Source organism: Oscillospiraceae bacterium MB08-C2-2 (genome assembly GCA_035621215.1).
Lineage (GTDB): Bacteria > Bacillota > Clostridia > Oscillospirales > Ruminococcaceae > WRAV01.
On record CP141729.1, the window covers coordinates 371796 to 384945 of the forward strand.

Below are 13150 nucleotides of genomic sequence, written 5' to 3' on the forward strand. Positions count from 1 at the left end.
AGGACGGATTTTTATGGCGACACCTTTGGCGGATCGTCTGCGGCCCACCGAGCTTTCTCAGGTGGTGGGGCAGCGGCACATATTGGGAGACGGCATGGTTCTGCCCCGCATTGTGGAGGGGGGAAATGTGCCCAATCTGATTTTTTATGGCCCTTCCGGCGTGGGGAAAACTACGGTAGCCAGCATTCTGGCCCGCAAGGTGGGCAAGAAGCTTTACCGCCTCAACGGCACCACTGCCTCAACAGCGGATATCAAAGCCATTGTGGCGGAGCTGGATACGCTGGAGGGAATGGGCGGGGTAGTCCTGTATCTGGATGAAATCCAGTATTTGAACAAGAAGCAGCAGCAAACCCTGCTGGAATTTATAGAGGATGGGCGCATTACCCTGATTGCCTCCACCACGGAGAACCCTTACTTTTATATTTACAACGCCATTCTCAGCCGCAGCACTGTGTTTGAATTCCGCCCGGTGGATAAACAGGAAGTTGAAAAAGCAGTGCTTCGTGGCTTTAACCTGTTGGAGGAAGAAAGTGGCCGCACCCTCTCGCTGGAAGATGGAGTAACCGCCCATATAGCGGTTTCCTGCGGCGGCGATGTGCGCAAGGCCATCAATGCAGTAGAGCTGCTTTGGGCTTCGGCCAGAGAAGACAAAGTTACGCTGGAGGATGCAAGGCAGGTCAGCCAGCGCAGCAACATGCGCTATGACCGGGATGGGGATTCCCATTACGACATTCTCTCCGCCCTGCAAAAATCCATTCGGGGCTCGGATGAAAATGCGGCCCTTCATTATCTGGCCCGCTTGCTGGAGGCTGGGGATTTGCTTTCCCCCATACGCCGTTTGCTGGTTATTGCCAGTGAGGATATCGGTCTTGCTTATCCGCAGGCTGTCTCTATTGTCAAGGCCTGTGTGGACAGTGCTGTTCAGTTAGGTCTGCCTGAGGGGCGGATTCCGTTGGCGCAGGCCGTTATTCTCTTGTGCACAGCGCCTAAATCCAATTCGGCCATTATGGCCATCGATGCGGCAATGAACGATCTGCACCGGGTGGAGCTTGGGGAAATTCCCGGGCATTTAAAGGATGGCCACTATGCAGGAGCCCAGAAGATGGGGCACGCCAAGGGGTATCAATATCCCCATGATTTCCCGGACAGCTATGTGGAGCAGCAGTATCTCCCCGATGTGCTCAGGGATCGGGTTTATTATACCTTCGGGCAGAACAAGACCGAGCAGGCCGCTTTGCAGCATAGGCGAAAGATTCAGGGTAAAACGGGGGACTAAGATGTATTTTCGCAGATTTTTCCCCATACTCATATACAAAGTGACAGCATTAAATACAGGGGAGGAATCCCTTTTTAGGAGATGAATATGCAGGAAATCGTACAGTCTATGGAACAATGGGTACTTTGGATGGTGGAAGCCTATGGCTATTTGGGCATTACATTTTTGATTGCGGTTGAAAATGTTTTTCCGCCCATCCCTTCTGAGATTATACTTGCCTTTGGCGGCTTTATGACAACCCGAACCACCATGAGTGTGCCCGGGGTAATTGTGTGGGCAACGGTGGGTTCAGTGGTCGGTGCTTTGATTCTTTATGGTTTGGGCCGCTGGCTGGGCCGGGAACGCTTTGAGGCTTTGGTGCATAAGTTTGGTAAGCCCTTGGGCGTTAAAATGAGTGACATTGAAAAAACCTATGCTTGGTTTGAAAAATACGAAACCAAGACAGTATTTTTTTGCCGTATGGTTCCCATTGTGAGAAGCCTGATCTCCATTCCGGCGGGCATTACCAAAATGCAGATGGGCAGTTTTCTGGTTTTTACCACAGTGGGCAGTGTGATCTGGAACACCATTCTGGTTGTGGCCGGTTCCATTCTGGGTGAGGCTTGGGAGAGCATTCTGGATTATTTCAGCGCTTACTCCACCGGTGCCCTATGGTTCTTCATTGTGGTTGCTATTGGTGTGGTGGCTTTCTTTCTTTGGCGCAAATCCCGCCAAAAGTAAGCACTGCACAGCAAAAAAAGCCGACACCTCCAAAGCCTTTGGGCTTAACGGGTGTGCGGCTTTCTTTTATGCCTGCTAAAAGCAGGTGAAGTCTTATTTAAAAGTGGTTTCAATTACCCGGTCGGCACATTCCGGCGAATAGCGCCAGTAATCCAAGTGCCCGTCGGTTATGTAATAGACAAGGGCTTCGGGGGCGTAGGTAGCCTCAAAGGCATCCACAATAATCAGCTTCACCTTCATTTTTTCGGGAATGAGGTTTTTTATGTAAACACTGGCATGCTGACCGGTAACAGCACCCTCTCGAGGTTCGGCCAGTCCGGCTAGATTGGGGGTCAGCTCCACAAAAATGCCATAGCTTTCCACGGAACGGATAATACCGGAGACAGTCTCGCCCGGTACAAAGTTGCGGGCGTTTTCTTCCCAAGTTCCCAAAAGCTCCTTGTGGCTCAGGGTTACCCGCCCGTTTTCATCCACCGATTTGACCACCGCCTTGATGCTCTTTCCACTGCGGAAGCGGTCTCTCGGGTGGGAAATGCGGGAGACGGAAATGGAATTGATGGGGATGAGGGAGGTCACACCGCAGCCAATATCCACAAAACAGCCGAAGGATTCCAAATGGGTGACCCGGGCATTGATGACATCACCGGGCACCAGAGCGGAAATGTATTTTTCAAGGCAAAGACGCTGAACCCGCTGGCGTGAAAGAATAGCCGTGACCGAGCCATCCGCCTCTTGCCTGATATCGGTTACCACAAAGCAGACCGGCTTGTTCACCCTTGAAATAATGGCAATATCCCGGGTGGAGCCGTCTGAAATTCCGATTACTGTTTCTTCTTTGGGCATAAAGCCTTTGCAGCAGCCCAGCTCCACAATCAAATTGTGGTGGAAATCACAGACCACCGCCCGGGCCTCCAGAATTTTTTCGGTTGCCATGGCCTCCTGCAGGCTGGCAACACTGCGCAGAGCAGCTTTGTTTTCGGCAGTATCGATCAGAATGCCTTCGGGATAAAATACATTCATTAGCTTATAGACCTCCTCTTTTTTTGCTGCCGATGCTCCCTCTGCAACAAGGCCCCCGGCATGCTCGCTTTCCGCTGAAAACAGGGCGTGTCAGCTTTGAATCGGCATTACCATTTATATTCATTCAAAGGTCTGCTCATACCACTATTTTCCCCCTTTACTCGGAACAGAAAATACATACAGCCTGCTTTTATGCCAGTGTGGAAAAAAGCAATTGATAAATCCTGCCATTATCTGTTATAATAAACTGTAACGATTGTGCTTGGGAGTGTAGCTATGGATGTCCGGGTAGGGGATATATTGACTATGAAAAAGCCGCATCCCTGTGGAGAGCGGCAATTTTTAGTGCTTCGGTCCGGTATGGATTTTCGTATCCGTTGTGTGGGCTGCGGGCGGGAGGTTATGGTTCCCCGCTCCAAATGCGAGCGCAACATAAAATCCATTCAGCACAAGGAGCCCTGAATCGTTTGGCCAAACCCATTTGACCGGCGGCTTTCCTGATCTTTCTAAAAACACAAGATAAGGCGGAACAGTATGTTTGATAAGCTCAAAAGTGCCGAAGAGCGCTATGAACAACTCAATGAACAGCTTATGGATCCCCAGGTAGTCAGCGATAACAACCGCTACCGGGATTTGATGAAGGAATACAAGAACCTGACCCCCATCGTGGAAAAATACCGGGAGTACGCTAAAGCCAAGGAGGGAGCCGATGAGGCTCGTCAGCTTCTGGAAGAAGGCGGGCTGGATCGGGATTTCCGCACCATGGTTGAGGAGGAGCTCAGCGAAAACCGGGAAAAGGTTGAGCAGTGCAGCGAGGAGCTGCGGGTGCTGCTGCTGCCTCAAGACCCCAACGACGATAAAAGCGTTATTGTGGAAATCCGAGGCGGCGCAGGCGGTGATGAGGCCGCTTTGTTTGCCAATTCCCTGTATCGCATGTATTCTATGTACGGCGAAACCCGCCGCTGGAAAAGTGAAATTCTCAACGCCAACCAAACCGAGCTGGGCGGCTTTAAAGAAATCAGCTTCTCCATTGAAGGGGAAGGGGCTTATTCCTGCCTCAAGTTTGAGAGCGGCGTGCACCGGGTGCAGCGTGTGCCGGAGACCGAATCCCAAGGTCGGGTGCATACCTCCACCGTTACTGTGGCGGTTCTCCCTGAGGTTGAGGATGTTGAGGTCGAAATTGCCCCGGGCGATTTGCAGATTGATACCTACCGGGCCGGTGGCGCCGGCGGCCAGCATGTTAACAAAACTGAATCCGCTATCCGCATCACCCATTTGCCCACCGGGCTGGTGGTGGAGTGTCAGGATGAGCGCAGCCAGCATAAAAACAAGGATAAGGCCATGAAAATCCTTCGCTCCCGGCTGTATGAAAAGATGCTGCAGGAGCAGAACGATAAAATAGCCTCCCAAAGAAAGCTGCAAGTGGGCACCGGTGACCGTTCCGAGCGCATCCGCACCTACAATTATCCCCAAGGGCGTGTCACAGATCACCGCATTGGGCTGACTTTGTATAAGCTTGAAGCTGTCCTCAATGGCGATATGACAGAGCTGCTCAATGCTCTGATTACCTTTGATCAGGCCGAAAAGCTGCAAGCCAGTCAGGAATCGATGTAACATGATGGAAACACAGCTTTTATCCGCCCACAGCCCCCAGGAGTTTGCGTTGGCTTCGGATGTGGCCGCCGGTATTATCCAAGCCGGGGGCCTTGTGGCTTTCCCTACCGAGACCGTTTACGGCTTGGGAGCTAATGCCCTTTCCCCCGAGGCGGTGGCCGGTATTTTTCGTGCTAAGAGCCGCCCCCAGGATAACCCCCTGATCGTACACATTGCCAAGGCCGAGCAGCTGGAGCCGCTGGTTCAGGCAATTCCCCCTCGGGCGCAGGCTCTAATTGATGCTTTTTGGCCGGGCCCCTTGACCATCATCCTGCCCAAGACCGAAAGAGTACCGCTGTCTACCAGCGGTGGGCTGGATACAGTGGCGGTGCGGATGCCCAATCACCCTCTGGCGCTTGTCATTATTGAAAAGAGCGGCCTGCCCATTGCCGCACCCTCGGCCAATCGCTCCGGAAGCCCCAGCCCCACCACCGCCCGCCACTGTGTGGAGGATTTAAACGGCCGGGTGGAGCTGATTGTGGATGGCGGTTCCTGTGCCGTGGGGGTGGAGTCCACCGTGCTGACCTTAGCCGGTGATGTGCCTCGCCTCTTGCGTCCCGGTGCCGTTACAGTGGAGCAGCTGCGGGAGATTTTGGGGCATGTGGAGGTGGATCCGGCGGTGGAACACCTTTTGGATCCTTCCAAGCCGGCCCTTTCGCCGGGGATGAAATACAAGCATTATGCACCCAAGGCCGGTGTGCTTCTGGTGAGCGGAAGCTTTGAGCAGTTTGCCCGATATGCGGAACAAAACAAGGCCCCCGGAGTCTGGGCGCTGGTTTTTGATGGGGAAGAAGCGGGGATTAGCCTCCCAGCTATCACCTATGGAAAAGAAGATCACCCCGAGGAGCAGGCTGCTAGCCTGTTCACGGCTTTGCGCCGTCTGGATGAGGTGGGAGCACAGAGTGTTTTGGCTAGAATGCCCGATCGTAAAGGGCTGGGGCTTGCGGTATACAACCGCCTGATTCGTGCCGCCGGTTTTAAAGTGGTGGAGCTTTAGCCCGGAGAGAATATTAAATTAAAGGAAGACAGCCATGATTATAGGATTAACCGGCCAGACCGGGGCGGGGAAGACCTTTGTCAGCGATTTGCTGGCGGCCCGGGGCCTGATTGTGATAAATGCGGATGAGGTTGCACGCCATGTGGTGGATCAGGGGGCTCAATGCCTGACCGATCTTGTGCTGGAATTCACCATTGAGATTCTCAATGAGGATGGCTCCCTGAACCGCCGCCGTATGGGTGATCTGGTCTTTTCCGATAAGGCCAAGCGCATGCGCTTTAATGAAATTATTTTCCCTTATATTCACGAGGAAATCAAGGAGCGGATCGCTTTCTATCAAAAGCAGGGTGCCAAGCTGATCGTGCTGGATGCTCCTACCCTGTTTGAAAGCGGGGCAGACCGTTACTGCGACCGCATTGTCAGTGTCATCGCACCCAAGGAGCTGCGGATGGAGCGGATTATTGCCCGGGATGACCTGAGCCGCCAGCAGGCCGAGCAGCGGATGAAAGCCCAGCACGACGATGAGTTTTACACCTCCAAATCCCATGTTGTAATTTGCAACGATGGGGATATGGGAGCCCTGCGGGTGCAGGTGATGGAGCTTTTGGACCGGCTGAACACAGAGCTTACGAAAGAAATGAGTTGAGATTGATCGCAAAAAAACGCTTCCGATCCCTTTTAGCGGAGCTGCTGGCTCTTGCGGTGCTGATTCCTCTTTTAATGGCCGGCTTCCATTGGGGGTACCGGTATTTTTACCGCAGCGCTTATCCGGTTTATTACAGCGAGCAGGTTCTGCGGCAAAGCCAAGTTTACGATCTGCCTCCCGAGCTGCTCTATGCGGTGATTCGCACCGAAAGCGGCTTTAATCCCCGGGCTCAGTCCAGTGTGCAGGCAAGGGGCCTGACCCAAATCACGCCCGACACCTTTGAGTGGATTCAGTTCCGCTTGCAGGAGGAGCGGGAGCTGGATTTTGAAGACCTTTATAACCCTGAAATCAGCATCCAGTATGGAGCGGCTTTGCTGCGCCTGTATCTGGATGAGTTCGGTTCAGTAGAAACAGCCCTCTGCGCTTACCACGCAGGCCGAGGTAGCGTTCTTGGGTGGCTGAAAAATCCCCAATATTCCTCTGATGGAAAAAACGTGGAGTATATTCCTTTTGGTGATACCAGCCGTTATGTGGCCCGTGTCATCGAAACCCGGGATCTTTACCGTAATCTTTATGAATTCTAACTTACTTTCTTTTTAGAAAAAAAGAAAGTAAGCAAAGAAAAACCGATATTGAAAGCGAAGTAAGCAAAGAAAAACCGATATTGAAAGCGAAGTAAGCAAAGAAAAACCGATATTGAAAGCGAAGTAAGCAAAGAAAAACCGATATTGAAAGCGAAGTAAGCAAAGAAAAACCGATACTGCAAAACGAAGCAAGCAAAGAGAAACCGATTATGTGCCTATTGCTGCAGTGACAGGAAAAGGCTGAATATTTTCTTCGCCTGATTGAGGCGCATGACATTTGCAGGCATTTGACATACTAATGATAGATAGATTGCAGAGAAAGAGAGGATTTGAATATGGATATGGAACAGAATAAAAAAACACCGGCGGAGCTTTTAGGCGAGAAAGTGCTTTTTAAGCCCGAAAACAATACCATCCTCATGACCGATGAGGAAATTGATGAGGCTTTCCGTTATTGCGAGGGCTATAAAACCTTTTTGGATAAAGGCAAAACTGAGCGTGAGGCTGTTTCCTATGCAGTTTCGCTGTTGGAGGAAAGAGGCTTTTCGCCTTTTGATCCCGCTGTTAAATACCAGCCGGGCAGCAAGGTTTATCTTGCAAACCGGGGCAAGGCTCTGTTGTTTGCTGTGATTGGCAAGAAGCCCTTGGATCAAGGCGTGCGCATCCTTGCCAGCCACGTGGATTCTCCCCGCATTGATCTCAAGCCCCGCCCGGTCTATGAAGAGGCTCAGCTTGCCATGTTCAAGACCCACTACTATGGCGGCGTTCGCAAATACCAGTGGGTAGCCACACCTTTGGCGCTTCACGGCGTTGTCATCAAGAAGGATGGCACCAAGGTGGAAATTGTGCTGGGTGAAGATGTGGGTGATCCTGTTTTCTGCATCACCGATTTGCTGCCCCATCTTTCGCAGGAGCAGAACAAGCGTACTCTTGCCGATGGCATCAAGGGGGAAGAGCTGAACATCCTCATTGGGTCTCGTTCCTTCCGGGACGATAAGGCCAGTGAAAAGGTCAAGCTGAATATCCTTGGCATGCTCTACGAGAAATACGGCATTGTGGAGGCGGATTTCCTTTCCGCTGACCTGAGTCTTGTCCCCGCCCACAAGGCGTTGGATGTGGGCTTTGACCGCTCTATGCTGGGCGCTTACGGTCAGGATGACCGTGTCTGCGCCTATGGCTCTTTGCAGGCCGCTTTGGCTGTGGAGAATCCTGCTTATACCACTGTCACTGTGCTGGCCGACCGGGAGGAAATCGGTTCGGATGGCAATACAGGGCTTGCTTCCCACTTTTTGGAGGATTTTATTGCCGATCTGGCCAGCCCTTGGGGCATTGCAGGCCGTACCGTGCTGAATCGCTCCCAGTGCCTTTCCGCCGATGTCAACGTGGCCTTCGACCCCACCTTCCCGGAGGTGACCGAAAAGCGCAACACCGCCTATCTCAACTATGGCGTGTGCTTGACCAAATACACCGGTTCCCGGGGTAAATCCGGCACCAGCGAAGCCACAGCCGAATTCATGGGTAAAATCCGCGGCCTATTTGATCGTGAGGGCGTTTTGTGGCAAACCGGCCTGCTGGGCAAGGTGGATCAGGGCGGCGGCGGAACCGTAGCCAAATTTATTGCCAATTTGGGCGTGGATGTGGTGGATATCGGCGTTGCCGTGCTTTCCATGCATGCACCTTTTGAAGTCGTAAGCAAAACCGATGTTTACAATATGTACAAGGGATTTGTTTCTTTCTATAAGGATGATAGTGAAAGACTGTAAAATACTGCTATAATCTTTACTTTTTACAGATTGTTCTTGTTTCCTTCTTTTGATGTGTTATAATAGGTTTGAAATCAATGGGAAAATAGACCAAAACCTGTTTAGAAAAGGAGTGGTATTGAATATGGTACAAAAAATTAAGCTTTCCACAGCCGAGGATCTTAAGGAATTTATGAATCTGGCATGGGCTTGCGGATGCGATGTGGGTGTCCACGATCCCGAGGGCGCTATTGCCGATGCTAAATCGATTTTGGGGCTCATTGCTTTGGATTATAACCGGCCTGTCCTGGTGGTTACCGAGGATGATTCCTTCATTAAAAAGCTGGGCAAGTGGATTGTGAACGACTAAATCTCTTATTTCAATGAAAACGGGCGGAGCGGTGTATTGCTTCGCCTGTTTTTTGCATCTTTATGTGCTTGCTGGAAAAAGCGACACTTCAAGAGAAAAAGCGCAAAAAAGCGCCCCTTTTTTTAAAAAGCGGCGGTAATAATAAATTATTGAAAAAATTTAGCAAATTTCTACAAGAAATGTGTTGACAAATTGTACCAAGCGTTATATAATAATATACTGTATCAAAATGGATAAATGTGTTGTTTCGAAAGTATTATAGCACATAAAAATCCATCCTGCAAGACCGTTTTGCAAAATTCAGCCACTGACTTTGCGACAAGGTGTAAATACATGAATGGAGTGATTGAGCCTATGGTAAATGTTAGGCCGGTACAGCTGGGCAAGAACGTTCGTATGAGTTTTAATCGAATCAACGAAGTGTTGACCATGCCCAACCTGATTGAAGTGCAGAAAAATTCCTATAAGTGGTTCCTGGATGAAGGCCTTAAGGAAGTATTCCGCGACATTTCGGCCATTACCGATTATCAGGGCAATCTGGTTCTGGATTTTATTGACTACCGTATGGAAAGTACCCCCAAGTATACCATTGAGGAATGCAAGGAGCGGGATACCACCTATGCAGCTCCGCTGCGGGTGCGGGCCAGCCTTTACAACAGGGAAACCGGTGAGGTCAAGGAACAGGATATTTTCATGGGTGATTTCCCGCTGATGACCGACAGCGGCACTTTCATCATTAACGGTGCAGAGCGTGTAATTGTTTCACAGCTTGTGCGTTCGCCCGGTGTCTATTATTCCAGTTCCAAAGATAAAGCCGGTAAGGAGCTGTTCAGCTCCACCATTATCCCTAACCGAGGTGCCTGGTTGGAATACGAAACCGATTCCAACGATATTTTCTATGTGCGTATCGATAAAAACCGCAAGCTGCCTGTCACCACTTTGATCCGGGCCTTGGGCCTTGGCAGCAACCAGCAGATTGAGGATTTCTTCGGCGAAGATCTTCTGATGAAAACCACTCTGGAAAAGGATTCCACCACCAATGTGGAGGAAGGCCTTCTGGAGGTTTACCGCAAGCTGCGCCCCGGTGAGCCCCCCACTGTGGATAGTGCACAATCCCATATTGATACCTTGTTTTTTGATCCCCGCCGGTATGATCTTTCCCGGGTGGGCCGCTACAAATACAATAAAAAACTGGCTATCTCCGGCCGTATAGTGGGACAAACCGTTTCCCGCCCTGTCCTCAACCCCATGACCGGTGAGATGTTGGCTGAGCCTGGTGTTACACTGACTCGTCCTCAAGCAGAAGAAATTGAGCGGGCCGGTGTTGACTGTGTTTTCCTGCTGATGGGGGATACCGAATGCAAGGTTATCTCCAACGGCAATGTAAACATTAATGATTATGTGTCTTTTGACTGCGAGGAATACGGAATCAACGAGAAGGTAAGATTTTCCGTTCTTCGTGAGATCTTGGAAAGCTGCAACACGGAGGATGAGCTGAGAGAAGCCATCCGCCAGCGTGTGGATGATTTGATTCCCAAGCACATCATCAAGGATGATATTTTTGCTTCCATTAACTATATCTGCAACCTGAACCGGGGTATCGGCCTTGTGGATGATATCGATCATCTGGGCAACCGGCGTATCCGCTCGGTGGGTGAGCTGCTCCAGAATCAGTTCCGCATCGGCTTCAGCCGTATGGAGCGTGTGATCCGTGAGCGTATGACCACCCAATCCCAGGATATGGATGTCATTACTCCCCAGGCACTGATTAACATCCGCCCTGTAATGGCTGCTATTAAAGAATTCTTTGGTTCCTCGCCTCTGAGCCAGTTCATGGATCAAACCAACCCCTTGGCTGAGCTGACCCATAAGCGCCGCCTTTCTGCTTTGGGACCTGGTGGTCTTTCCCGTGACCGTGCCTCCTTCGAGGTTCGTGACGTTCACTACAGCCACTATGGCCGTATGTGTCCCATTGAGACGCCTGAAGGCCCCAACATCGGCTTGATTTCTTATCTGGCCACCTTTGCCCGCATCAATAACTATGGCTTTATCGAGGCTCCTTACCGCCGTGTGGATAAAGAAACCGGTGTTGTGCAGGATGAGGTCGTTTATATGACTGCCGATGTAGAGGATAACTACATCGTGGCACAGGCCAATGAAATTTTGGAAGAGGATGGCACTTTTACTAAAAAACGTGTTACCGTTCGTTTCCGTGATACTGTTCAGGAAGTTGAACGTGAGCGAGTGGACTTTATGGACGTTTCCCCCAAGATGGTGGTTTCGGTAGCAACGGCCATGATTCCTTTCTTGGAAAACGATGACGCCAACCGTGCCCTCATGGGCTCTAACATGCAGCGTCAGGCTGTGCCTCTGCTCAAGCCGGAAAGCCCCATTGTGGGAACCGGTATGGAATACAAGGCCGCCGTGGATTCCGGCGTTGTGGTTTTGGCCAAGCAGGATGGTGTGATTGAAAAGGTTAGCGCTCGGGAAATCATCATCCGGGATGATGCTGACCGGCATTATTCCTACAAATTGATTAAATTCATGCGTTCGAACCAGGGAACCTGTATCAACCAGCGTCCGGTTGTGAATGTGGGCGAGCGGGTTGTCGCCGGCCAGGTTATTGCCGATGGCCCTGCTACGGCAGACGGCGAAATCTCTCTGGGTAAAAACGTTCTCATCGGCTTTATGACTTGGGAAGGCTACAACTACGAGGATGCTGTTCTCATCAATGAGAAAATGGTCCGGGAAGATGTATTCACTTCGATCCATATCGAGGAATACGAAATCGAAGCCCGTGATACCAAGCTTGGGCCTGAGGAAATTACCCGTGATATCCCCAATGTCGGTGAGGATGCCCTCAAAGAGTTGGATGAGCGTGGTATTATCCGCATCGGTGCCGAGGTTCGCTCCGGCGATATTCTTGTGGGTAAGGTTACCCCCAAGGGCGAGACCGAGCTCAATGCTGAGGAGCGTCTGCTCCGGGCTATCTTTGGCGAAAAGGCCAGAGAGGTTCGGGATACTTCCCTGCGGGTACCCCATGGCGAATATGGCATTATCGTGGATGTTAAGGTCTTTACCCGTGAGAATTCCGATGAGCTTTCTCCCGGTGTCAATATGGTTGTCCGCTGCTACATTGCCCAGAAGCGTAAGATTTCGGTGGGTGATAAAATGGCCGGACGCCACGGCAACAAGGGTGTTGTTTCCCGTGTGCTGCCCAGAGAAGATATGCCTTACCTCCCCGATGGCAGACCGCTGGATATCGTGCTCAATCCTCTGGGCGTTCCTTCCCGTATGAACATCGGGCAGGTGCTGGAGGTTCACTTGGGCCGTGCCGCTTCTGCACTGGGTTGGAAGGTTATGACCCCTGTTTTCGACGGCGCCAACGAGTATGACATTATGGATACGCTGGAATACGCCGGCCTTTCCAGAGACGGCAAAACCATTCTTTATGATGGACGTACTGGCGAACCCTTTGATAATACCGTTACCGTGGGCTATATGTATTTCCTTAAGCTTCACCATCTGGTTGACGATAAAATCCATGCCCGTTCCACCGGCCCGTATTCACTGGTTACCCAGCAGCCTTTGGGTGGTAAAGCCCAGTTCGGCGGCCAGCGTTTCGGTGAGATGGAGGTTTGGGCACTGGAGGCTTACGGCGCTGCTTATACCCTTCAGGAAATCCTGACCGTAAAATCCGATGATATTGTGGGACGTGTCAAAACCTACGAAGCGGTTATCAAGGGCCAGAACGTGCCGAAGCCGGGTATTCCCGAATCCTTTAAGGTTCTGATTAAAGAGCTCCAGTCTCTGTGCCTGGATGTGAAGGTGCTGGATAAGGATGATCAGGAAATTGATCTTAAGCAGAGCTTTGACGACGACAGCATGGGCCTTTCTATCCGTGAGGACGAGGTTTTTGAATCGGTTGAGGTTGAATCTGAAATTCAGGCCGGTTTTGCAATTGAGCATTCGGATATAGACGGCGAAGAGGATGAACTCCTTGCCGACGATGATCTTGGGCCTGACCTGTTTGATCTGGATGCCGCCGACGATGATTCGGATGATGATCTGCTGGATGACGACAACGATTAATGAGCCTGCAACAGCGCCTAACTGAAATATTCTAAGGAACGAGGGGTCGC

General features: G+C 51.1%; 11 protein-coding genes. 10 read left to right on the forward strand and 1 reads right to left on the reverse strand.

The annotated features are described in order from the left end of the window. Window positions 1-13: 13 nt before the first annotated feature. Both U6B65_01590 and U6B65_01595 read left to right on the forward strand, forming a co-directional pair. A complete protein-coding gene (locus tag U6B65_01590; GenBank protein ID WRS27846.1) occupies window positions 14-1276 on the forward strand; it encodes a replication-associated recombination protein A in 1263 nt (420 codons plus the stop codon). 87 nt (window positions 1277-1363) lie between these two features. Continuing rightward, window positions 1364-1996 (forward strand): DedA family protein, encoded by a 633-nt coding sequence (locus tag U6B65_01595; GenBank protein ID WRS27847.1) that lies wholly within the window; start codon window positions 1364-1366, stop codon window positions 1994-1996. 93 nt (window positions 1997-2089) lie between these two features. On the opposite strand, the gene U6B65_01600 is transcribed toward U6B65_01595, so the two are convergent. Further along, on the reverse strand, window positions 2090-3016 hold the full coding sequence (locus U6B65_01600) for a S1 RNA-binding domain-containing protein (GenBank protein ID WRS27848.1): 927 nt from the start codon (window positions 3014-3016) through the stop codon (window positions 2090-2092). Window positions 3017-3292: 276 nt separating this feature from the next. Between U6B65_01600 and U6B65_01605 the strand changes: the two genes are divergently transcribed. The 8 genes from U6B65_01605 (at window position 3293) to rpoB (ending at window position 13100) form a co-directional block, all read left to right on the forward strand. Next, window positions 3293-3478, forward strand: coding sequence for a DUF951 domain-containing protein (locus tag U6B65_01605; GenBank protein WRS27849.1), 186 nt, complete (start codon window positions 3293-3295; stop codon window positions 3476-3478). Window positions 3479-3550: 72 nt separating this feature from the next. Next, complete coding sequence (gene prfA, locus U6B65_01610) at window positions 3551-4630, forward strand: peptide chain release factor 1 (GenBank protein WRS27850.1); 1080 nt, start codon at window positions 3551-3553, stop codon at window positions 4628-4630. 1 nt (window position 4631) lies between these two features. Continuing rightward, the gene (locus U6B65_01615) at window positions 4632-5666 is read left to right on the forward strand and encodes an L-threonylcarbamoyladenylate synthase (protein ID WRS27851.1); all 1035 of its coding nucleotides are present in this window, start codon (window positions 4632-4634) and stop codon (window positions 5664-5666) included. A 34-nt stretch (window positions 5667-5700) separates the two neighbouring features. After that, window positions 5701-6312, forward strand: a complete 612-nt coding sequence (coaE, locus tag U6B65_01620) for a dephospho-CoA kinase (GenBank protein WRS27852.1) — start codon at window positions 5701-5703, stop codon at window positions 6310-6312. A gap of 2 nt (window positions 6313-6314) precedes the next feature. Further along, window positions 6315-6896, forward strand: a complete 582-nt coding sequence (locus tag U6B65_01625; GenBank protein WRS27853.1) for a lytic transglycosylase domain-containing protein — start codon at window positions 6315-6317, stop codon at window positions 6894-6896. A gap of 335 nt (window positions 6897-7231) precedes the next feature. After that, window positions 7232-8659: an aminopeptidase gene (locus tag U6B65_01630; GenBank protein WRS27854.1), complete on the forward strand. Its 1428-nt coding sequence runs from the start codon at window positions 7232-7234 to the stop codon at window positions 8657-8659. Window positions 8660-8783: 124 nt separating this feature from the next. Then, window positions 8784-9008: an HPr family phosphocarrier protein gene (locus U6B65_01635; protein ID WRS27855.1), complete on the forward strand. Its 225-nt coding sequence runs from the start codon at window positions 8784-8786 to the stop codon at window positions 9006-9008. A gap of 354 nt (window positions 9009-9362) precedes the next feature. Further along, window positions 9363-13100, forward strand: coding sequence for a DNA-directed RNA polymerase subunit beta (gene rpoB / locus U6B65_01640; GenBank protein ID WRS28894.1), 3738 nt, complete (start codon window positions 9363-9365; stop codon window positions 13098-13100). Window positions 13101-13150 lie beyond the last annotated feature (50 nt).

Excerpts from the sequence above, each read along its gene's own strand:
- U6B65_01600 (WRS27848.1), bottom strand. The coding sequence starts at position 3,016 with ATGAATGTATTTTATCCCGAAGGCATTCTGATCGATACTGCCGAAAAC.
- U6B65_01605 (WRS27849.1), top strand. The coding sequence starts at position 3,293 with ATGGATGTCCGGGTAGGGGATATATTGACTATGAAAAAGCCGCATCCC.
- U6B65_01635 (WRS27855.1), top strand. The coding sequence starts at position 8,784 with ATGGTACAAAAAATTAAGCTTTCCACAGCCGAGGATCTTAAGGAATTT.
- rpoB (WRS28894.1), top strand. The coding sequence starts at position 9,363 with ATGGTAAATGTTAGGCCGGTACAGCTGGGCAAGAACGTTCGTATGAGT.
- U6B65_01615 (WRS27851.1), top strand. The coding sequence starts at position 4,632 with ATGATGGAAACACAGCTTTTATCCGCCCACAGCCCCCAGGAGTTTGCG.
- prfA (WRS27850.1), top strand. The coding sequence starts at position 3,551 with ATGTTTGATAAGCTCAAAAGTGCCGAAGAGCGCTATGAACAACTCAAT.
- U6B65_01630 (WRS27854.1), top strand. The coding sequence starts at position 7,232 with ATGGATATGGAACAGAATAAAAAAACACCGGCGGAGCTTTTAGGCGAG.
- U6B65_01595 (WRS27847.1), top strand. The coding sequence starts at position 1,364 with ATGCAGGAAATCGTACAGTCTATGGAACAATGGGTACTTTGGATGGTG.
- coaE (WRS27852.1), top strand. The coding sequence starts at position 5,701 with ATGATTATAGGATTAACCGGCCAGACCGGGGCGGGGAAGACCTTTGTC.
- U6B65_01590 (WRS27846.1), top strand. The coding sequence starts at position 14 with ATGGCGACACCTTTGGCGGATCGTCTGCGGCCCACCGAGCTTTCTCAG.